Origin of the sequence: Myxococcus virescens (genome assembly GCF_900101905.1) — a bacterium.
GTDB classification, from domain to species: Bacteria; Myxococcota; Myxococcia; order Myxococcales; family Myxococcaceae; genus Myxococcus; species Myxococcus virescens.
On sequence record NZ_FNAJ01000032.1, the window covers coordinates 1 to 21,369 of the forward strand.

Below are 21,369 nucleotides of genomic sequence, written 5' to 3' on the forward strand. Positions count from 1 at the left end.
ACCTGGCTGGCACCGTCTTAAGAAATTGACTGCGGTTTCCGCAATCTAGCTTCTTCTTGGGCTTGCTATTTGGTTTTCAAAGAGCGAGTCGCTTGTCCCGCCAGCGACTTCCTGCTACTGTCTTCTTCGTTGCTGCCTCGCCGTCTTTTTTTCTGCCCGGCGGGGTGTCAGTTTCTATTTCAGCTCGGCGTCTTCTGTCAAGCTACTGTTTCGCCGTCCTGCTGGCTTCCGGAGTCTTCAGCGCCGCCCAGTGGCTTCCGCTGATTCCCTCCAGAGGGGCGCGGCTTCTACCGCTTCGCCGCCTTCCCTGTCAACCGCTGCTTCGTTGACTCCCTCGACTCTTCCGCCCTTGTTTCCGGGCTTCTTCGTCGGGGCGCGGCTTCTACCACCACCGCGTCTCCTGTCAACTCGCTGCGTTGACCGCCGTATTCCGTATTTTCTTACCGACCCACTCAAAGCGGATCCGCGCCAGCGCGCGGGCTTCTTCGTGAGATTCAGGGCTTCTACCACCACCGCCCCTGGGATCAACTTTCCGAGTCGAGCCCTCTATTTCCTGCTGCTGCTCCGTCGAGGCGCGTGGATCAGCCACCCGTCCGGAGGGGCGCGGCTTCTACCACCGCCGCGTCCAGGGTCAACAATCCTCATCGACCCTTTTATTCTGCTGTCAGCTCCCCGCTCGGATCTGCGTCGGGCGGGGCGCGGCTTCTATCCCCGTGACGCGCGACCTGTCAACCACCCTTCCATTCGCTCCCACACATTCGTAGGCAGCGGATCCATCAGGCTCAGCCGCCAGCGACTTCTTGGAGGGACGCCTCCACTCCGGACAGCAGCTCCTCGAGCGCCTCGTCAGAGATAGTCAGTGACGGCGCGATGTACACGGTGTCTCCCATGGGCCGCAGGTAGAGCCCTCGGCGACGCGCGGCCTCGTACACTCGCCACCCTCCTCGAGCAAGGTAGCCACCACCGCCCAGGTCCACCGCTCCTACCATTCCCACGGCGCGGGGGCGCACCAGGCCCGGAATCGAGGCGGCCATCCGCTCGAAGGCGGCTTTCACGCGGGGGGCCTTTCGCGCCACCTGCCCCATCACATCTTCGTCCCGATAGACGGCCAGCACTTCCCGAGCGATGGCGGCGCCCAGCGGGTTCCCACAGTACGAGTGCCCGTAATACAGCGCCCGGCTCGACGCCCCCAGGAAGCCGGAGAAGACGCGCTCCGAGGCCAGTGTGGCGCCAAACGGCAGGATTCCTCCCGAGAGGGCCTTCGCCAGACACAGCATGTCCGGCACCACGCCCGCCAGGTCCACCGCGAAGCGTGCGCCCGTGCGCCCCAGCCCCGTGAAGACCTCGTCGGCGATGAGGAAGGTGTCCACCTCTCGCGTGGCCTCGCGCACCGCCCGGACGAAGTCCGGCGAGTACATCACCATGCCCGCCGCGCCCTGCAGCACCGGCTCCAGGATGACGCCCGCAATCTCCTCCGGGCGCGTACGCAAGGTGGACCGGACCTGTTCGAAGGCACGCGCCCAGCCCCCCTCCTCCGCCGGAGAGGGGACGTGCACCACGTCGAAGAGCAGGGGGCCAAAGACTTCCCGGAACAGGGGAACGCCCCCCACGCTGGTGGCGCCCATCGTCTCGCCGTGGAACGCCCCCGACAGCGTGATGAAGCGGGTGCGGCGCGGTTGGCCATTCTGCGCCCAGTACTGGGCCGCCATCTTGATGGCCACCTCCACCGCCGTGCTGCCGTTGTCTGAATAAAAGACGCGCGAGAGGCGCTCGGACGCGGGAAGGCCGGGGCGGTCCGAACCGGGGGCGATGGCCGCCAGCTCCGACGCCAGGAGCGCCGCCGGCTCATGGGTGATGCCCGCCAGGGAGACGTGTGGGAGCGCGGCGGCCTGCTCGGCGAGCGCGCGCATCAGGCGCGGGTGACGGTGGCCCAGCGTGGACACCCACCAGGAGCCATTGGCGTCCAGATAGCGCGTGCCGTCCGCGTCATGGAGGTACGCCCCTTCCGAGCGCACCACCACCAGCGGATCCGTCTCCGCGATGTAGGCCTCCATCGCCGTGTAGGGATGCCAGACGTGCGCCTTGTCCAATCCGACGATGTCCGCCCGCTTCACGCGTGTACTCCTCTCCTGGAGCTCCGTGCCCCCTCCGTACCGGAAGAGTGGGCCGCGCCGCCGCGCGTCATGTCATGCCACGGCGCGTTCTACTGATGGCCCCCTGAAGCGGGGAGCGAGCGGGCCCGTCGCCCCGCAGGGCAGGGCCGCCGCTCTTCCGTCCCGCGTGACGCTGCCATGACATGCCCGGTGTTACCCCGGTTCAGTCACTGACCCGGGAACTTGAATGGCCGTCCTCATCTTCTTCGTCTCGCACTGGCTGCTCTGCGTGTTCTTCCAGAGCTTCTTCCAGCACCGGTACGCGGCCCACCGCATGTACACCATGGGGCCGAAGACGGAGCGGGTGATGCACCTGCTCACCTACCTGGTGCAGGGCTCGTCCTACCTGTCGCCCAAGGCGTACGCCATCCTCCACCGTGAGCACCATGCCTTCTCCGACACCGAGAAGGACCCGCACTCGCCCCACTTCTTCAAGGATGTGGCGCGGATGATGTGGCACACCAAGGCGCGCTACGACGACTACGCGGCCGGCCGCGGTCAACCCGAGGCCCGATTCCTGGGCGGCTACCCGGAGTGGCCGCTCGTGGACACCACGCTGCGCACCTCGTGGTTCGCCACCCTGGGCTGGGTGGCCTTCTACTCCGCCTTCTACGTGATGTTCGCCACCTCGCCCTGGCAGTTCCTGCTGCTGCCCCTGCACTTCCTCATGGGCCCGGTGCACGGCGCCATCGTCAACTGGTGCGGCCACAAGTACGGCTACCGGAACTTCGACAGCACCGACAAGTCGCGCAACTCCCTGCCCATGGACTTCCTCTGCATGGGGGAGCTCTTCCAGAACAACCACCACAAGTACGGCAGCAGCCCCAACTTCGCGGCGCGGAAGTTCGAGCTGGACCCCACGTGGCAGGTGATGCGCGTGCTGGCCCTGCTGCGCATCATCCGCATCGCCACCCCGCAGCGTGCAGTCTGGCCGGAGACCCGCGAGGCCGCACGCACCGGGAGCGCTGCTCCGGCCGCCTGACGGGCAGGCCAGCAACACACGGCGGGCACGTGCGGGGCGCGTTAAGAGTGCCCCCGTGCCCGCCGATACCCCGCTCCGTCTCCGCATCCTCGAAGCAGTGACTGATGCCCCGGCCGAAGGCTGGGACGCGCTCCTGGGCCCTGACGCCCCGCCCTTCGTCCGGCACGCCTGGCTGGCGGCCATGGAGGAGAGCGGGAGCGCCACCGAGGAGACGGGCTGGGCGCCGCATCACCTCACGCTGTGGCGTGGCCCCAAGCTGGTGGCCGCCGCGCCCGCGTACCTCAAGTTCCACAGCATGGGCGAGTACATCTACGACTTCGGCTGGGCGGATGCCGCCGCCCGCCTCGGAGTCGAGTACTACCCGAAGCTCGTCGTGGGCGGGCCGCTGTCCCCCGCCACCGTCCCCCGCTTCCTCATCGCCCCGGGCGAGGACGTCCCCGCACTGCGCCGGGCCCTCCTTGCCGCCGCCGCCGGGAGCGCCCAGGAGGCGGGCTGCTCCTCCGTTCACGTCCTGTATCCCACGGGGGACGAGGCGGACTTCCTGGAGGCCGAGGGGCTCGCCCGGCGCATCACCCTTCAGTTCCACTGGAAGAACCCGGGCTACGGCAGCTACGACGACTACCTGGCGCGCTTTGACTCCAAGCGCCGCAACCAGCTCAAGCGCGAGCGCGGGGCCGCTGCCACCCAGGGCATCTCCCTGCGCACGGTGCGCGGCGAAGAGCTCTCCCAAGCGCACGCCCGGCGTGCCTACGGCTTCTACACCTCCACCTGCGAGCGCCACGCCTGGGGGCAGATTCAGCTCACCCCCGACTTCTTCGCGCGGGTCTTCCGCACGATGCCGGGCTCGGTGGAGTTGGTGGAGGCGGTGCGCGGCCAGCAGGTCATCGCCGGCGCCTTCAACCTGGCCACCCCGGAGCGCCTCTATGGCCGCTACTGGGGCGCCTTCGAGGAGCACCCCTTCCTCCACTTCCACGTCTGCCTGTATCACTCCGTGGAGGACTGCATCCGGACCGGGCGCAAGGTGTTCGAGCCCGGCGCTGGGGGTGAACACAAGGTGTCTCGGGGCTTCGAGCCCACCGCCGTGCACAGCGCCCACCTCCTCTTCGACAAGACACTGGACGGCGCGGTACGGGGCTTCCTCCGCCGGGAGTACGCACGGCTGGCGCCCGCCGTGGAGGAGGCCGAGCGCATCTGCGGGCTGAAACCCTGGCCCCTGGCCGCCTCCCCGGGCACCCAAGGGGCCACCGGCACCTGAACGCCCCCCGGACTGTCAGCCTGAAGAGGCCTCTCCGCGACTTGAAGTTGTGAAACCGGGGTGAGCCTCTAGAGTGTCATCGCCATGAAAGCCCCGGAGACGGACGAAGACTTCATCCAGTGGTACGAGGACTGCTGGGCGGACCGCGACGAAGTCGAGTATCCGAAGATGTTCGGCGCCATTGACGAAGGCGTCTTCACGCTCGACCAGACAGATGCCATCCAAGCGTGGATGGAGAGTGAGCTGGCCCAAGTCCAGGAAGCGGACCCCAACTGGGGCCCCATGGGCGTGCGCGTCTCCCCGCCCAGCGAGAGCTACCCCTACTGGACCTATGTCACCAGCGGACTGTCCAACCCCTTCACCGTAGCGCCCGGCGAGGACATCCCCGACGGCGCGCCCAGCGGGCTGGGCTATGAGATGGTCATCCACTCGCCCGAAGAGGCGAAGTGGCCGGTGTTCCGGCTGCTGGACATGATGGCCTACAACCTCGTGTCCCTGCGCGCCTTCGCCATGGGCCACCGCTACCCGGTGGAAGGCTCCCTGGACGGTGGCGAGTCCAAGCTGAGCGGCTTCGTGTTCGTCCGGGACCCGTCCCGGCCCGACCACTTCGTGCTCCCCAGCGGCAAGGTGCAACTGCTCACCCTGGTGGGCGCCACCCGCAACGAGATGGCCTTCGCCCGCTCCAACGGCATGGACAAGCTGATGGCCAAGCTGGTGGCCGCGGGCTCCGGCTACATCACCCAGCCCGACCGGGAAGAAGTGAAGTTGTAATCACACCGCTTCCGAGTCGCGCGCCGGCCGCCCTTCTCAGGGACCGGCGCGCGGCGGGGCGTCCTCCACCAGCGCGTGCAGGACGCCCAGCTCGAACGGCTTTTCGATGCGCGGCACCGGCACCGACTGGAGGAAGGTCCGTGCTCGCTCGGAGAAGCCTCCGCCCGTCATGAAGACGAAGCGCGCGAGCAGCTCCGGCTGACGCGAGGACAGCGCGTCGTACACGTCCATCCCCGTCAGGTCCCCCATCATCAAGTCACAGAAGATGCGGTCGAAGTCCGCGTCGCGCGCCAGCGTGTCCAACGCCTCGCGCCCGCTGTGGACCACCACCACTTCGTGACGCACGCCGAGGATGCGGCCCAGCACCGAGGCGAGCAGCGGCTCGTCATCCACCACCAGCACCCGCTTCCGCCCGGGAAGGTCCTTGTCCTCCGCCACTCGCATGGCTGGCGCGTCCGCGTCGGTGGTGGGCAGCCGCACCTGGAAGACACTGCCCAGCCCCGGCGCGCTCGAGGCCGACAGCTCGCCCCCCATGCCTCGCACCAGGCCCAGGCTGGTGGACAGGCCGAGTCCAGCGCCCTCCCCCAAGGGACGGGTGGTGAAGAAGGGCTCGAAGGCGCGCTCCAGGACCTCGGGCGCCATGCCGTGGCCGTTGTCCGACACCTCCACCACCACCGTCGCGCCGTCCCTCCAGGTGGAGAGCGTCACCTGGTAGCGCGCCACGTCCCCTTCCGGGATGGCCTGCGCGGCGTTCACGAGCAGTTGGAGGAACACCTGCCCCAGCCGCGTCTCGTGCGCCATCACCGTGGGCACCGGGCCCAGGCGCTTCTCGACGCGGGCCCGGTGACGCAGGTGCGGCATCGCCATGGAGAGGCCGAACTCCAGCGCCGCGTGCACGTCCACGGGCGACAGTTGCGGCTCCTCCGCTCGAGCGAAGGTCTGCAAGTCGCGGACGGTGGTGCGGATGCGCTCGGCGCCTTCCTTCGCCTCGCGCAGGGCCTCCATCGCCTCGCCCAACGCGCGGGCCAATGCTTCACGCACCACGCCCTGCGCCGCGAGGGGCTCGAGCTGCTCCAGCGCGAACTGCAGGTTGCCCACGACGTAGGAGAGCGGGTTGTTGATTTCGTGCCCCACGCCCGCCGCGAGCTGCCCCGCCATGGCCAGCTTCTCCGACTGCACCAGTCGCTCACGCGCGGCCATGAGCTCGCGGGTGCGCTCGTGGACCAGGGCCTCGGCTTCCAGGCGGCCCGAGTGCTCGCGCGACAGGAGCACGTCCCGCTCCGCCTCCGCCTGCTTCCTGGCGGTGACGTCCCGCCCGAAGATGGACACGTTGCCGTTGGCGCCCCAAGCGTGCACCTCATGCCAGCGTCCAGGCGTGGCGCGCCATTCAAAGATGGTGTGGCCCGCGCCGCTCGCGACCCGGCGCAGCTCCCGCTCCATCCGCGTGCCCAGCAACTCCGGGCACGCCTGCCACAGAATCTGCCGGAAGAGCTGCTCCTGTGAACGCCCACTGAGGGCCGCGGCCTCGTGGTTCACGTAGGTGATTCGCCAGTCCGCATCCAGTGTGAAGAACGCGTCGGGCGTGGCCTCCAGCATGCTCCGCACCCAGTCCAGGGTTTCGCGGACGCCCTCCTCCAACCGCAGGGCGCTGGTGATGTCACGCAGGCGCAGCAGCACACCGTCCCGAAGCGGCACCGCCGTTCCCTGGAGCCACACGTCCCCTTCCTGGAAGCTGTCCGCGGCCGGCCGGCCCGCCTCCACCACGTCCCGGAGCAGGTCCACCCGGGAGGCCAGGCCCGAGCCCGGCATCAGCTCGCGCAGCCGCCGGCCTCTCAGCGACTCCGGGGCGGCGTGCCCCAGTGCGCGCGCACCCGCGGGATTCGCCCAGGCCCACTGGAAGTCGACGAGCGCTCCCGCCGCGTCCCGCACGGCGTGCAACACCATGCAGCCCTCAGGCTGATGCCGCTCCGCTTCCTCGAGCGCCACCAGCAGCACATCCATGTCGGGCGCCGGAGCCGCCTGGAATCGGTCGTTCAGAATGGCTCCATGTCGACACGAATACGTGGCCGTCACAAGTACACGCGGCAGACATGTATCAGTATCAGTTCCCATGTGTCTGTCGGCCAACCGCCGCTTGAGCTGGCTCGCGCGCGCAGGGGAGGCCCGGGCGGCTAGGCTCCTCGGCCGCCCATGACGCCCACCCTCATCACCGCCGTCCGCTTCGAGCCGCTGCACCTCCCGCTCACCGAGCCCTTCGCCATCGCCACCGGCGCGCAGTACGCCGCGGAGAACGTCCTGGTCCGGCTCACCCTGGCGGACGGCTCCGAGGGCCTGGGCGAGGCCGCCCCCTTCCCCGCCGTCAGTGGAGAAACACAGACCAGTACGCTGGCCGCCCTGGAACAGGTGCGCGCGGGGCTGATGGGACGCGACGCTCGCGCGTGGCGGCCCGCGTCCGAGGCGCTGGGGGATTCACTCGCGCTGGCGCCCTCCGCCCGGTGCGCCGTGGAGACGGCGCTGCTCGATGCGCTGGCTCGGCACTACCGCGTTCCGTTGTACGTGATGCTGGGCGGCGCGCAGTCCGCGCTGGACATCGACATGACAGTCACCGCGGGAGACGTGGCCCATGCGCGAACGTCCGCGCAGGCCATCCTGGCGCGGGGAATCACCACGCTGAAGGTGAAGGTCGGGGCGCTGCCGCCCGTCGAGGACGCGGCACGGCTGGTGGCCATTCATGAAGTGGCCCCTCAGGCCCGGCTCTTCGCGGATGCCAACGGCGGCTATGACGTGGCCGAGGCGCTCGCCTTCTTGAAGGAACTGGCGCGCGCGGACGTCCCCCTGGCCCTCTTCGAACAACCCGTGCCCGCGCATGATGTGGCCGGCATGGCGGAGCTCACGCGCCGCTCGCGCGTACCGGTGTGCGCGGATGAGTCGGCGCGCTCGGCGAAGGACGTGCTGCGACTCATCCGGGAAGGCGCCGCGCATGCCATCAACATCAAGACGATGAAGTGTGGCGTCGTCGAGGCACTGACGATGTGGAGCCTCGCTCGCGCAGCGGGCCTGGAGCTCATGGTGGGCGGCATGGTGGAGAGCGTGCTGGCCATGTCCGCCTCCGCGCACCTGGCCGCCGGCTTGGGGGGCTTCACCTACGCCGACCTGGATACGCCGCTGTTCATCGCGAGCCACCCCTTCCAAGGCGGCGCCCGGTACGCGGGCGCACGGCTGGAGTTGCCAACGGATGCACCCGGGCACGGCGTCACACTGGCCTGAGCCGCGCCCCGCCGCACGGCCTGCGAACAGGCAACCGCCTCACCTGAAACCGCTTTGCTGAAGCATTCCAGCGGCGCTGCGCTCGTGTCCGCTGTCTCGGCGGGGGCCCCTTGATGGCTTGTCGGAGCGGCATCAGGCTTTCCGACTGTGCCTGTCTCTCCTGATGACACCATCGCCTCCCTCCTGCACCCCGCACGTCGCGAGCCCGCGCGCCTGCGCCGCCTCACCGTGCTGGCCGCCTGTGCTGCGCCTCGGCCACTTCCCGTGAATACGCTTGCCGAGGCGCTGGGCACATCGCTCCATGAGGGCGCCCGGCTCGCTTGTGAGGCGGGGCTGTGCACGATGCTTCCGGGTCACCGGCTGGCGCCCGCCAGGGCCGCGACGCTCGACATGGCGGTGAACCTGCTGGAGGTGGCTGAGGTCCGCGAGACCTGCGCCCGTTTGGCTCCGCTGGCCGAGGCCTCCGACGAAGCCCTGCTGTTGGGGCTGGCGGCGGACCCGCTGGGTCAGGGACGTGAGCCACTGCAACAGGCGACGGGACGCGCCGCGGACATGGTGGAGGGCATCCTGTGGGCACTGGCGCCCACGCCCTCGCGCAGCAGGATGCCCGCGCCCTGGAACTTCGCCCATTGGGGTGAGCAGGCTCGGTGGGCCAGTGCCTTGCTCGCCACGGCCGCGCACGTCCTCGTGAGAGGGGGACAGGTGGCGTCCGGCCACGCGCTGGTGGCCTGGGCCTTGGGCACCGAAGGACTCGCGGGCCGCATCTCCGGGGCGCATGGCTTCCTGGCGCCCACGCATCTGCAGTTCCTTCTCGACGCCGGACAACGAGAGGCGGGCATTGCTTTCGCGCGCGAGGCGCATCCGGCGCTCGCGGGCCCGGAGAACACCTTCTCTCGGCTGATGATGACGGTGCTCGAGGGACGCGTGGCGATGGATGCCGGCGACGACACGCTGGCACGGCGCCTGTTCACCACCGTGGAGGGACAGGCTCGCGCCGCCGGACTGGACGACCTGGTGGGACTGGCCAAGGTCGCCTTCGCCACGCTGGCCCGGCGCGCGGAGCAGAACACCGCCGCCATCCAGTTGGGGCTCGCCGCCCTGTCCCTGCTGTGCGGCGAGGTCCCCTTCGAGGCCGTGGCCCTGCTGGGCCTGGGGCTCGCCTACTCCCGGGAGGGCCGCCACCTGGAGGCCCAGTCCGCGCTCACGCTCGCCCTGCCGGGCCTGGACATCCCCTTTCAGCAGCTCTCCGCCTACCCACAGGCCATCGCCACCGATTGCTTCCTGGGAGATACCGCCGAGGCGGAGCGCAAGCTGGCGGCGCTCGTGGCGCGCGCACCCGATTCGCCTCAGGCCCGGCTGTCCGTGGGTCTGAGCCGCGCCCATCTCCACTGCGCCCGCGGCGAATGGGAGGCCGCGCTCTCCACACTGGACGGACTGAGCGGCGACGAGGAGACGGCGCAGCCCCACCTCTATGCCATCCCCACCGGATGGCTGCGCGTGGAAGCCCTGCTCGCGCTGGAACGAGCGGAGGAGGCTTCTTCCGTTCTGGATGCCCTGGCCCAGCGGCTCTACCTGCGCAACAGCGCCACTCAGCCCGCCCGGCTCCATCTGCTCGATGCCCGCGTTGCCTTCGCCAATGGCGACATGGCTCGTGCACGCCGGGCCCTGCGCCGCGCGAGCGCACGTCCCGACCGACTGAGCGCCCAGGACTTCACGCTGCGGGTCCGCGTCCTCACGCTGCAACTGGCGGAGGCGGGCGGCACCGAGGCGCAGCGGTTGAGCGCTCGGCAAGCGGCGCTCGCGGAGTGGCGGCGGCTCATCGACGCGCTGCCATCCGAAGCCCAGCAGCGCTTCCGCCGCGCCTATGACAGACCTCGGCTGCGGACCCTGCTGGGTGAGTCCCCCTCGGAAGACGGCTTCGCGCCGCCGTACCTGCGCGGCAGCTCCGCGGTGTTCCGCTCGGCCGTGGCGCAGCTGCGCAAGGTGGCGTCTTCCGACGCCAGCGTGCTGCTGTTCGGTGAAACCGGCGTGGGCAAGGAGCTGGCCGCGCGCGCCATCCATGACCTGTCCCGGCGCGCCTCCGGTCCCTTTGTCGCCGTCAACTGCGCGGCCATCAACGATGAGTTGCTGCTGTCGGACCTGTTTGGCCACGAGCGCGGCGCGTTCACCGGGGCCATGGCCCGCCAGCGCGGGCGCTTCGAGCAGGCCCACGGCGGCACCCTGTTCCTGGACGAGGTGGCCGACATCAGCCCTCGGGGACAGGCCGCGTTGCTGCGGGCCTTGCAGGAGCGCTCGTTCCAACGCGTGGGCGGCGCGGAGACGGTCCAGGTGGACGTGCGCGTCGTCGCCGCTTCCAACCGGAACCTGGCGAAGGCGGTCCGCGCGGGCGACTTCCGGCAGGACCTCTTCTTCCGGCTCAATGGCATCCAGGTGGAGCTGCCGCCCCTTCGCGAGCGCGATGAGGACGTGCTCCTGCTGGCCACATACTTCCTGGAGCAGGCGGCCCAGGAGCGCGGGGGCGCGCCGAAGTCGTTCACTCCCGAAGCCACGCGGTTGATGCGCGCCCACCCGTGGCCCGGCAATGTTCGCGAGCTTCATAACCTGGTCCGTGCGGCGGACGTCTTGTCGGATGCGCCCGCCATTGGTGGCGCGGTGCTCGCGCCGCTCCTGCAGCGGGCACTGGAGTGCGCCGAGCCCCGGCCCACGCCCGCGGCGATGACGGACATCCCCATGCTCTTCCGGCAGCATGGAGGCTCCCTCCGCGACTTCCTCGCGGAGGTGCAGCGGCAGTGCATCGCCCAGAGCCTCGTGGAGAATGGCGGCAACGTCGTCGCCACCGCGTCGGCGCTGCGCATCTCCCGCTCCCGGCTGACCCAGGTCGTCCTGGGCAACGCCGAGCTGCGCCGGATGTCCGGGCGGGAGCTGGAGACGCCTCCCGCCCGGCCCACCCGTGCGCCGCGCGCCCGCGGGGCCTGAGGCCCCGGAGCGAAAGGAAAGAGCCGGGCCCTGCCCCCGTCGTGTCAGTGCGTCGGGTCGAGCGCGGGCTTCGCCAGCGACGAGATATCCGTGACGGGCTTGTCGAACACGTCACCCAGCACGCCGGGCAGGCCCGCCTCCATCGCCTGGAGCCCCACCGCGCCCGTCAGCCAGCGCGCGGCGAACTCCGGGTGGTCCAGGTACGACTCACGCACGACGAGCGCCGTGGAGACCTCCGCGAGCACATGGTCGTCCACGCGCAGGAACTCCGCCGGCGCGCGGTCCACCTGCCGCTCCCCCAGCACCACGTCCGCCGTCTTCTCATCCAGCACGTGGATGAAGGTGCGGTAGCGGCTGGGCTTCAACGCGATGCCCGGACCGATGATGGACTCCTTGGGCTCCAGCCGCTCCAGCGCGAGCGCAGGCCCAGGGCAGCCCTGCTCGAGGGTGGGCGCCTTGCTACCAAAGCGCGCCGCCTCCCAGTCGGGATGGCCGGACACGGACCGCAGGCTGGCGCCGAGCCGCTCGGTGATGCGGGCGGCGCCGCCACGCAGCGACGTGGACTCCTGCACGCACAGGCGCAGGGCGTCGCGGTTGCTCGTCAGCAGGGCGCTGTGCACGTTGAACTGGGAGGCGTCATCGTGCGCGTGGGGGTCCTCGGGATGGCCACAGCGCACCGCCGCCAGGACGACGCCGGACATCGCGACCACATGGGCCAACTCACGCAGAGGGAATCGCTTCATGGAAAAGTTCCTCATGTCGAAGGGATGACGGCGCTCAGTTGGCGCGGTTCGCGATGTTGCGCACGGACACGAAGTCGGACGGCGTGGGGTGCCATACCGGGTCGGTGCAGCCCAGGCTGGCGTACAGGTTGTTGTGCATCACGCTGTGCATGCAGTCCCCGTAGTAGCTGGGGTCCCGCAGGCCCACGAGGTGCCCCGTCTCGTGGTTGATGAACTTGCGCGCGCGCTCGCCCATGGCGGCCATCTGCTCCCGCTTCAGGTGCGCGTTCATGTACATGTAGTGCTGGTGCCGCCCGCTGGAGTCCGTCACCGGATTCACGGCCGTGACACAGGCGTACTGCTCGCCGCCGCACAGCGCGGCCCAGGATTCGCGGATGCGGAACTCCAGCTCGATGCGGTTGCGGTCCGCCGTCGCGTACTGGTTGCAGAACTTCTGCGTGCGCCACAGGTCCACGCGCCAGTCCGCCGCGCCGTCCCAGATGACGCTGAAGTCCAGCTTCGCCAACGTCTGCTCGATAAAGGGCGCAATCGTCGTGGCCGGGAGCGCGGTGGTCTCCGACATCACGCAGTACTCTTCATCCTGCGAACCCGGCCCGCTGCCTCCACCCGCCGGGCCGTCGTTGCCATGAATGGTGGCGATGTGAATCTGGTTCCAGCCCGTATGCGAATGTGACGCGTTGGCCGCGGGCACATAGCGGAAACCAACGAAGGCGGCGGTGGCCATCCAACCAGCCAGCATCCAACGCGGAAAGCGCTGGCGGGGGGCGAGCGACTGTTCATCCATGGGGCGTCTCCTGAGGGGTGCGCTGCGGGTGTCCCGGATGGGACGCGGCGGGACATTGCAGCGGCTGTGCCGCGTGCCTCCGCCCCGGAGCGCCACGCCACCGCGCGGCCGGAACCGGTCACCTGACGCATGGAGTGACCACAAAGTGGTCACCTGCCACGAGCGCCTCCCAGGGACGGGGCGGGGCACAGGCCATGCACGAGGGCCCGGCGCTGTTTCCCCCTCCTGGAGAACCCATGTCCGTCACGACGCGCCGTGCCCCTCGCGCCTTCCTGGCGTCTTCCGTCCTGCTGTTCAGCCTCGCATGTGGCGAAGGCCTTCCTCCCGAAGAGGCCGGCCTGACGCCGGGCGAGGTCGAGGAGACCGGCACCACCGAGTCCTCGCTGCTCTTCGGCATCCTCGCTGGCGCGCGCATCCGCGCCGTGGAGAACGTCTACCTGCGCACCGGCCCCTCCACGTCCAACGCCAGCATCCGGCTGGTCTCCATTGGCGAGCAGGCCACGGTGGTGAGCGAGACGCCCAGCAACGGCTTCTACCGCGTCAACGTCAATGGCCAGGTGGGCTGGTCCCATGGTGACTACTGGGACCAGGTGCCCAGCCTGTCTGTGAATGGCTACGCGCTCAGCAAGGACCAGGAGAAGTGGCTGCGCTGGGTGGCCGCGAAGACGGTGCCCCGGCTCTCAGGGACGCGGGCACAGCGGCTGGACCAGGCGGCGCTCGTGTCGTGGTGGGCGATGAAGGAAGGCATCTGGGATTTGGGCCCCAACCGCCCGAACCCCAGCTCCAACCCGCAGTCCTTCTCCATCTGCAACACGTCCACGGGAGACCGGGTCATCTGGCCGCTGGAGTCCTGCAACAACAACGGCGGCCCGTGGCAGGTGGGCCTGTCCGGCGTGCAGGTGCACTACCACTCGCAGGCGAGCGTCGAGAACACGGCGCGGCAGCTCTACGCGCGTGAGGGTTGGAGCATCGCCCAGATTCTGGACCACACCGCGCGCACCGCGGGCTTCGCGGCGGGGAGTGTGGAGCACTCCACCATCGTCAACACGACGAACCTGGCGCTGCGCAAGTCGTGGCTGCTGCGCAACCACGGCGTGGGCTTCGCCATCCAGTACCCGCAGGTCCATCAGCAGTGCGTCGTCCAGGGCCTGAGCTGGTGCTACGGCAGCGGCCACACGTGGAACCCGGCCTACAAGTTCGCGTCCAGCCGGGCCGCGATGACCACGTCCGTGGCGCACATCCGGCAGCACCTGAGCAACCTGGCCCCCTGACGTGACGCCCGCGAGCGGCCCGAGAGGCATGGCGGGCCGCTCCTCGTGGGGCATTCGCGCTAGGGTAGGCGCATGACCCTGGCTGTCTGCGTGCGGTGTGGCAACTCGAAGGTGGGCGCGTTCACCCCCTGCACGGGTTGCGGACTGGACCCCGCCGCCCACGGCACCGAACGGGCGCTCCAGGCGCGCAGCCTGCTGCTCACGGAGCGCTACCTGCCTGGGGGTGAGCTGGAGGAGATAGGCCGGAAGATTCGCAAGGGCGAGCCCGTGTCCTACGACGCAGGGCTGCTTGCGCAGATTACCGAAGACCTCCGGACACAGAAGCTGCCCATCGTCTCGAAGTCATCCCCTGGGTGCTCCGTCGCCTTGTGGGCCGTGGTGGGCGTGCTCCTCGTGCTCGCCGTGGGCTTCCTGCTCATGTCGCGGCTGCGAGGCCCCTGAGCGCACTGGGACAGCGTCGGCCGCGGGGGCCGGTTAGTGAAGCAGTCCCGTGCTGGCCGCATCCACCTCACCGCTCCGGTTGTTCCTCGTCTCGGAGGACCCGCTCGCCCGGGGTGCGCTCTCCCGGGCGCTGAGCGACCAGACGGGCGTGCACTTCGAGGTGGCGGCTGGGACGCAGGTGGACCTGGAGTCCCAACCCGGCGAGCCACCCGACGCGGTGCTGTGGGACACCGGCCTGCGCCCGTCCAACATGGAGGGTCCCGACCTGGGCGCCCCGGTGCTCGCGCTGGTGGTGGATGAAGCCGCGGGCGAGGCGGCCCTGGGCGCGGGCGCGCGGGGCCTGCTGTTCCGGGACGCGGAGCCCTCCGCCCTGGTCGCCGCGCTGCTCTCCGTGGCCCGGGGACTGGCCGTGTTCGACCCCGCGCTCGCGGAGCTGCGCGCCGCGCCGCGTGCCTCGCTATCGGCCCAGGCCACCGCGCCGGACGCGCTCACGCCGCGGGAGCGCGAGGTGCTCGGGTTGCTCGCGGAGGGGCTGTCCAACAAGGCCATCGCGGACCGGCTGGACATCAGCGAACACACCGCCAAGTTCCACGTGAATGCCGTGCTCGCCAAGCTGGGCGTCCAGCGGCGCACGGAGGCCGTGGTCCGCGCGGCGAAGCTGGGCCTGGTCACCCTGTAGGCATCGGACCGCCACGCGACGGTGCTACGTCGCGTTTCCCCTGGGTGATAGGCTCCGGCGCGCATGGCCAACCAGGACTGGGTGACGCGCCTGCTCACCGGGCGCGCGACGGCGGACAAGCAGCTCAATGTCCACCTCTCCGAGCGCGACGGCGGCAGCCTCCACGACAAGATGCGGCAGGCGTATTGGTGGATCACCAACAACGCCGTCATCTGTCCCTACTACGACTTGGAGTTCGGCTCGTCCGCGTCCCTCAAGACGCCCGCGGGTGACGAGCTCCACCTCCCCGAGGACACCAGCTACAGCTCGTTCGTCCTCATCCCCCTGCTCACCCTCTTCACCTGCCGGCGCGCGCTGCTGGTGGGAGGACCGGGACGCGGGAAGACGACGTCCGCCATCCTCATGGCCCTGCTGTCCGGCATGGGCCGCGACGAGGTCCACCGCGGCATCCAGCGCGGGCACCCGCAGCTCTCCATCGCGGACCTGCTGGGCGCGCCGCTGCCCTCCGACATGCTCAAGGCGGAGGACCTGTCCGCGGTGAAGGTGAGCTGGCGCAAGTGGATTGGCCAGCGCGTCAAAATCATCGACGAGTACAACCGCATCCCCACCAAGACGCAGTCCGCGCTCCTGTCCCTCATGGCGGAGGGCTACGCGGAGATGATGGACCAGTACGTCTACGCGGGCCGCTCGTCCTGGTTCCTCACCGCCAACGACGACCAGGGTGGCGGCACCTTCCAGGTCATCGAGGCGCTGAAGGACCGCATCGACGTGGTGGTGCGCGCGGTGCCCTTCAACTCGGGGTTCATGGACCAGCTCCTCCAGCGCCTGGAGGCCGACAAGTCCCCCGAGGAGCTGCTGCCCAAGGAAATCGTCTTCACGCCCGGCGAGCTGGAGCGCGCCTACGCCGCCATCCTGGAAGTGGAGGTGCCCAAGGACGTGCTGGAGCGCATCGCCTTCTTCCTGGGGCAGCTGGACTTCTGCCGCATGGCCTCGCCGCGCTTCGAGTTCAAGCACAAGGACACGCTCAAGCTGGCCGGGCAGACGGTGGCCGCGGTGTGCAACGAGCAGTGCCCGCTGGACAAGAAGGTCCACCTCTGCACGCAGACGGAGAACGGCGTCAGCGTGCGCGCGTACCAGACCATCCTCCACTTCGCGAAGGCCATGGCCTTCTTCCGCGGCCACAGCGCCGTGGAGCTGGAGGACTTCCGGCAGATTGCCCCCTGGGTGCTGCACGAGAAGCTGGTGCCCAACCCGCGCAGCGCCTTCTTCGAGGTGAAGGGCCACCGCATGCTCCTCCAGGACCGCGTGGCCTGGCTGCGGAACATGTTCGACATGGCCATGGGCCACTACGACACGCACGCGCCCATCCGGCGCAAGGTGACGACGCTGCGCCAGGAGCTGGACAAGGGCCTGTCCGGCGTGGACCTGCGCACCACCGAGAAGCGCATGAACCAGGTGACGGTGCTCATGAAGGAGCTGCTCACGCGGCACGAGCTGTCCGGCCCCGTCTACGAGGACGTCATCCACCTCAAGTCCCTGTACAGCCGCTACCGGAACTACGCGACGTGGCTGAAGGAGAACCCGGGCGGTCGCCCATGAGCACCTTCACCGACGAGCTGGAAGCCAATGCCCGCGCCCGGTTCGTGCGCTGGGACTCCGCCCTGTGGCGCGAGCTCACCGGCGGCGCAGCGCAGCGGCTGGGACAAGCCCTGTTCGAGGCGGGGACACCGGCGGCGCAGGGCGAGGAGCTCTTGCGCGCCTACCTCCAGTTGGGCGCGGAGGCCATTGGCCTGGGCTACCTGTACCCCACGAGCGCGGGCCGGCAGAACTTCTTCACCCTCGCCTGGTCGGACCTGATTCCCCGCCTGCTGGCCGCCGTGCCCCCGGCGGAGCGCTCGCAGGTGTTCGCTCAGTTGTGGAACCTGGGGGAGAACCTGGAGTCCGCGCCGCCGTGGGTGCAGCGCATCTTCTGGCGCGTGGGCCGGGAGCTGACGTCGCTCCAGGACATCGAGGCGCGGCTGCGTGAGACTTCCTCCGTGGCCCTGGAGCCGCCCGACACGCCACTGGCCGCGCGGGCCCAGGCGCACTGGGTGGACCTGTCGAAAGAGGACAGCCGCTTCCTCCCCGGCGCGATGCACTTCCTCTCCCCCACCGTGGTGTGCGTCCATGACCGGCACCGTCAAGCCGTGGCGGGCCGCGACGCGGCCACGCAGGGCATCTGGCTGGCGGAGACGCCCATCAGCCTGGGCGCCATGGGCTGCCGCGAGGTGCCGGAGCAGACCCACGCGGAGAGTCCCCACCTGGACGAGGCGCTGCGGGAGGACCCGCGCGCGGACGCGTGGTTCGCCACCCTGTCCAATGACTGGCGGGTGGCGGCCACGCTGCACACCTCCCAGCACGTGCTGGTGTTCGTCCCGGAATGAGTCCGTCGCGGCGGCACATCACCCCTGAGGAAGTGGCCACGGGCTGGCGCGACGCGCAGGCCCTGTGGGACGTGCGCGTGCAGCTCAGCCCACCCGAGCCGCACGTGGGCTTCCACCCCGACGCCAGCCACGCCCAGGAGCCGCTCGCGTACATCGATTTGGTGAAGCGCCAGGTCTTCGTCAACTTCAAGCTCCTGGAGGCCATGGAGGCCACGGGCAGCCTCACGGCGGTGCTGGCGCATGAAATCGGTCACCACGCGCGCTTCCCGCACACGCTGGGTTGGGACGCGGAGCTGCGCGTGCAGGAGCAGCGGCTGGTTCCCGGCCTGAAGCAATCCCTCACCAACCTCTTCTATGACTTGCAGGTGAACGAGGTGGTGGGCCGCACGCACGCGGAGGCGCTGTGCGCGGTGTACCGGGGCTTCCAGCGCGTGCAGGGCGGCGAGATGTCGCCGCTGTTCTTCTTCTACCTGGCCATCTACGAGGAGCTGTGGGGCCTGTCCCCTGGGAATCTGGTGCCCGCCGCGCAGCTCGAGCCGATGGAGCAGCGCTACCCCGGTGTTCGCGCCGAGGCGCGCATGTTCGCGCAGACCTTCTACGCGCTGCCCAGCGGCAAGCTCCAGTTCCTCTACTTCTGCGCCACCTTCATCCGCTACATCGAGAAGCCCGCGGACCTGGAGTTCAGCCTGCCGCTGGGCGGGGACGTCTCCGTGCCGGACGTGGACGACCTGGATGCCGCCATCCACGGCAGCAGTCGCTGGGACGACGCCCTGGACGAAGCCGAGGAGCGGGGCTGGCTGGCCCCCTTGAGCACCCGCTCGAAGGAGAAGGACGAGCTGGACTCCATCCACCGCGTCACCGAACACCTGCCCGGCAAGCAGGGCGGAAGGCTGCGGCAGGCCCTCGTCGCGAAGCACTATCGGCGGCTGGTGGACCGGCACCTCCTGAAGCTCCCCACGACACCCTCCCAGCCGGAGCCCTACCTGCGCACCACGCCCCAGGCGTGGGAGTACGGCGATGACCCGTCCAGCATCGACTGGACGTTGACGGTGCTGTCCCAGGGCCACCTGGCCGCGGTGTCACCGCTGCGCCGCGAGCTGGAGGCGGACCTGCCGCCCCCGTCCGAGCTGGGCGCGCCGTCCGTGGAAATCTACCTGGACACCAGCGGCTCCATGCCCAACCCGGAGCTGAGCCTCAACGCGATGACGCTCGCGGCCCAGGTGCTGTCCGCCTCCGCGCTGCGGAAGAAGGCCACGGTGCGCGGCATCGTGTACTCGCACGGCAACCCACAGGTGTCGCCGTGGATGTACGACGAGGAGAAGGCGCGCGACTTCCTGCTGAGCTACATCGGCGGAGGCACGCAGTTCCCCTTCGACGTGATGGACGCGCTGTCACGCGAGCGGCCCGATGCGCTGCGCATCATCATCTCCGACAGCGACTTCCTCGCGAACGTCACCGCGGAGAAGCCCCTGGCGCCGGTGCTGGAGTCCATCCGGCGCTCGCGCCTCGTGGTGGCCATCCTCGCTGTTCCCGACGAACGACGCGCCCGGCAGGCGCTGGCGCCGCTGCTGCGCGAGCGCCGTTTCCGGCTGGTGGTGGTGCACTGGCCCTCCGACTTCGCGAAGGCGGCCGCCGACCTCGCCCAGGCATTGCTGGAGAATTGAGTCCCATGGCTTTCGACATCCGCGAGATTCAGACGCAGCTCGAGGCAGCCCCCATCGTGTCGCCGTATTCGCATGACCTGGCGCTCGCCATCATCTGCGACACCTTCCGGCTCGCGAAGGTCCGCCCCCCGTCCCGCGCGGACTGGGGCGCCCTGGAGGACCAGGCCCGCTCCCCGCTGTGGCGGGAGCAGGTGGTGATGCTCGCGCACGTGCTGGTGTCCTCGGCGCTGCGGCAGGAGACGGTGCAGGCACTGACCAAGAATGACGACGCGACGACGCTCCTGCAGCGCTTCTTCCAGGACGTGGCCCCGCTGACGGCGGAGATGATTCGCTCCAACACCTTCCGCCGCGAGGAGTTCCTTCGCAAGTGGGTGCGCGTCGTGGGCGGCGAGTGCAAGGGCGAGTCCCCGAAGGGCTCCGTCGCGCGAATCGAACAACTGGACTACCGCAAGGCGGAAGCGGAGATGCGGCGCGCGGAGGAGGCCCGGAAGAAGGAGGCGGACAAACGCCAGCAGGCCCTCCGCGAGGCGGAGCAACGCGCCACGGAGGCGCGTGGATGGCGGGAGTGACGGGAGTCCTGTCCGCGGACCTGCGCGTCGCGCCTCGCGCGAACATCCGCCGGGACACCTCCTCGCAGCGCCCCCACATCCCCTGGGCCGAGTCCATCGCCCAGGGACTGGCCCGCTTCGCGTCCCTGGCTGACGAGGACGCGGCCCGCGCGGACCTGGACGCCCGGTTGTCCTTCCTGCGCGGTGCCCTGCGGGACTCGCCGTACCACGCCCGGAGGCTCCACGCGGCGGGTATCCACCCGGGTGACCTCCAGACGCTGGACGACCTGCGCCACCTGCCCTTCCTGGACCGTGAGGCCCTGGCCGCGAACTGGGACGCGGTGCCCACGCTGCCGGCCGACGCCGATGATTGCGTGGTGGTGAAGAGCTCCGGCTCCACCGGAGCGCCGGTGAACGTGGTGAGGGACCGGCGCGACTGCCTGCACATGTGGGCCGTGCTGCGGTTCCTCGTGGCGCGCGCGGGAGCGGCGCTGCCCTCGCATCCCCGGGTGGTGCTGCTGGACGCGCTGCCGGGCGGGCTGGAGTACTCGGTGCGCCTGCCCATCCTCCACGACGGCGCGCTGCACCGAATCTCCGTCCTTCGCGAGGACGCGCTTCAGCGCCTGCGCCGCGTACGGCCCGCCATACTCTTCTCCGACCCGGAAGGCCTGCGGTGGCTGGCGGCCCAGCGCGACGTGCCCTCGCCCCAGCTGGTGCTCACCTCCGCGCAGCACCTGCCCGCCGGCCTGCGCGCGGAGCTGGCGAACGCGGTGCCCGCGCCTGTCCTCAACTACTACGCGACGACGGAGACGGGACCACTGGCCTGGGAGTGCCTGCGGCCCGAGGCGCCTGGCCGGTTCCACGTCCTGGCTCCGGATGTCTGGTTGGAGCCCGGCCTGGACGAGGTGGTGGTGACGCGGCTGCGTCCCAGCGTGCTGCCGCTCTTGCGCTACCTCCCGGGCGACGCGGGCAGCGTGCGGCGTGACGCCTGCGCTTGTGGGTTTCATGGATGGACGCTGGAGCACTTCGGCGGACGCGGGGCCTGCCACTTCGCCACGCCTTCAGGCCGGGAGGTGGACGCCTGGGCGCTGGCCTGGGTGTTCAAGCACCATGCGCTGCGTGGCTTCCGACTGACACAAGTGGACGTCTCGCACTTCCAACTGGAGCTGGCGGGCGCGAGCCATGCGGACGTGGCGCCACTGCGCGAGCGGCTCACCGGCGCCTTGCGGAACCTGGGTTGGACGCAGCCGCGCCTGGACGTGTGCCACGTGGAGGTATCGGCGCTGGCCGTGGGCACCAAGCCACAGCCGTTCCGCCGGCTGCGCTGAGCAGCCTTGCATGCCAGCGCGGCGAGCAAGATGTCATGCAGTGGGTTCCGGTGCTTACCTGAGAAGTGCGCGGTTCCTCCCCGG

Annotated in this window: 17 protein-coding genes; 13 read left to right on the forward strand and 4 right to left on the reverse strand. The window is 69.8% G+C overall.

Annotation, left to right across the window (positions count from 1 at the left end):
* Window positions 1-782 precede the first annotated feature (782 nt).
* Window positions 783-2,114: an adenosylmethionine--8-amino-7-oxononanoate transaminase gene (gene bioA / locus BLU09_RS37305; protein ID WP_090495912.1), complete on the reverse strand. Its 1,332-nt coding sequence runs from the start codon at window positions 2,112-2,114 to the stop codon at window positions 783-785.
* A 226-nt stretch (window positions 2,115-2,340) separates the two neighbouring features.
* Here bioA and BLU09_RS37310 point away from each other — a divergent pair, with 226 nt between their 5' ends.
* The 3 genes from BLU09_RS37310 to BLU09_RS37320 all read left to right on the forward strand — a co-directional run bounded on the left by BLU09_RS37310 (window position 2,341) and on the right by BLU09_RS37320 (window position 5,161).
* Complete coding sequence (locus BLU09_RS37310; RefSeq protein ID WP_090495913.1) at window positions 2,341-3,135, forward strand: acyl-CoA desaturase; 795 nt, start codon at window positions 2,341-2,343, stop codon at window positions 3,133-3,135.
* 55 nt (window positions 3,136-3,190) lie between these two features.
* Entirely contained in the window at window positions 3,191-4,390 is a 1,200-nt protein-coding gene (locus BLU09_RS37315) for a GNAT family N-acetyltransferase (RefSeq protein ID WP_090495914.1), read from the forward strand.
* 84 nt (window positions 4,391-4,474) lie between these two features.
* Window positions 4,475-5,161, forward strand: coding sequence for a suppressor of fused domain protein (locus BLU09_RS37320; RefSeq protein WP_011550459.1), 687 nt, complete (start codon window positions 4,475-4,477; stop codon window positions 5,159-5,161).
* Between the two features lie 36 nt (window positions 5,162-5,197).
* Here BLU09_RS37320 and BLU09_RS37325 read toward each other — a convergent pair whose 3' ends face one another.
* Window positions 5,198-7,273, reverse strand: a complete 2,076-nt coding sequence (locus BLU09_RS37325; RefSeq protein ID WP_090495915.1) for an ATP-binding protein — start codon at window positions 7,271-7,273, stop codon at window positions 5,198-5,200.
* Between the two features lie 78 nt (window positions 7,274-7,351).
* On the opposite strand from BLU09_RS37325, the gene BLU09_RS37330 reads away from it, so the two are divergent.
* Together BLU09_RS37330 and BLU09_RS37335 are read left to right on the forward strand one after the other, a co-directional pair.
* Window positions 7,352-8,428, forward strand: a complete 1,077-nt coding sequence (locus BLU09_RS37330; RefSeq protein ID WP_090495916.1) for a dipeptide epimerase — start codon at window positions 7,352-7,354, stop codon at window positions 8,426-8,428.
* 264 nt (window positions 8,429-8,692) lie between these two features.
* The gene (locus BLU09_RS37335; protein ID WP_143043272.1) at window positions 8,693-11,404 is read left to right on the forward strand and encodes a sigma 54-interacting transcriptional regulator; all 2,712 of its coding nucleotides are present in this window, start codon (window positions 8,693-8,695) and stop codon (window positions 11,402-11,404) included.
* Between the two features lie 44 nt (window positions 11,405-11,448).
* Here the strand turns inward: BLU09_RS37335 and BLU09_RS37340 are convergent, their stop codons facing one another.
* Both BLU09_RS37340 and BLU09_RS37345 read right to left on the reverse strand, forming a co-directional pair.
* The gene (locus tag BLU09_RS37340) at window positions 11,449-12,147 is read right to left on the reverse strand and encodes a hypothetical protein (RefSeq protein ID WP_090495918.1); all 699 of its coding nucleotides are present in this window, start codon (window positions 12,145-12,147) and stop codon (window positions 11,449-11,451) included.
* A gap of 34 nt (window positions 12,148-12,181) precedes the next feature.
* The gene (locus tag BLU09_RS37345; RefSeq protein ID WP_090495919.1) at window positions 12,182-12,931 is read right to left on the reverse strand and encodes a hypothetical protein; all 750 of its coding nucleotides are present in this window, start codon (window positions 12,929-12,931) and stop codon (window positions 12,182-12,184) included.
* A 236-nt stretch (window positions 12,932-13,167) separates the two neighbouring features.
* On the opposite strand from BLU09_RS37345, the gene BLU09_RS37350 reads away from it, so the two are divergent.
* The 8 genes from BLU09_RS37350 (at window position 13,168) to BLU09_RS37385 (ending at window position 21,285) form a co-directional block, all read left to right on the forward strand.
* Window positions 13,168-14,202: an SH3 domain-containing protein gene (locus BLU09_RS37350; protein WP_167371235.1), complete on the forward strand. Its 1,035-nt coding sequence runs from the start codon at window positions 13,168-13,170 to the stop codon at window positions 14,200-14,202.
* A gap of 72 nt (window positions 14,203-14,274) precedes the next feature.
* Entirely contained in the window at window positions 14,275-14,643 is a 369-nt protein-coding gene (locus tag BLU09_RS37355; protein WP_090495921.1) for a hypothetical protein, read from the forward strand.
* A 49-nt stretch (window positions 14,644-14,692) separates the two neighbouring features.
* Entirely contained in the window at window positions 14,693-15,322 is a 630-nt protein-coding gene (locus BLU09_RS37360; RefSeq protein WP_090495922.1) for a helix-turn-helix transcriptional regulator, read from the forward strand.
* 63 nt (window positions 15,323-15,385) lie between these two features.
* Entirely contained in the window at window positions 15,386-16,921 is a 1,536-nt protein-coding gene (locus BLU09_RS37365) for a MoxR family ATPase (protein WP_090495923.1), read from the forward strand.
* A complete protein-coding gene (locus BLU09_RS37370) occupies window positions 16,918-17,745 on the forward strand; it encodes a hypothetical protein (protein WP_186818029.1) in 828 nt (275 codons plus the stop codon). The genes BLU09_RS37365 and BLU09_RS37370 overlap by 4 nt, the downstream gene beginning before the upstream one ends.
* Complete coding sequence (locus BLU09_RS37375) at window positions 17,742-19,409, forward strand: M48 family metalloprotease (RefSeq protein ID WP_090495925.1); 1,668 nt, start codon at window positions 17,742-17,744, stop codon at window positions 19,407-19,409. Before BLU09_RS37370 ends, BLU09_RS37375 begins: the two co-directional genes overlap by 4 nt.
* A gap of 5 nt (window positions 19,410-19,414) precedes the next feature.
* Window positions 19,415-19,978 carry a hypothetical protein gene (locus BLU09_RS37380; protein WP_186818028.1) on the forward strand — a complete coding sequence of 188 codons (564 nt, stop codon included), beginning with the start codon at window positions 19,415-19,417 and terminating at the stop codon, window positions 19,976-19,978.
* On the forward strand, window positions 19,966-21,285 hold the full coding sequence (locus tag BLU09_RS37385) for a phenylacetate--CoA ligase family protein (protein ID WP_090495927.1): 1,320 nt from the start codon (window positions 19,966-19,968) through the stop codon (window positions 21,283-21,285). The genes BLU09_RS37380 and BLU09_RS37385 overlap by 13 nt, the downstream gene beginning before the upstream one ends.
* Window positions 21,286-21,369 lie beyond the last annotated feature (84 nt).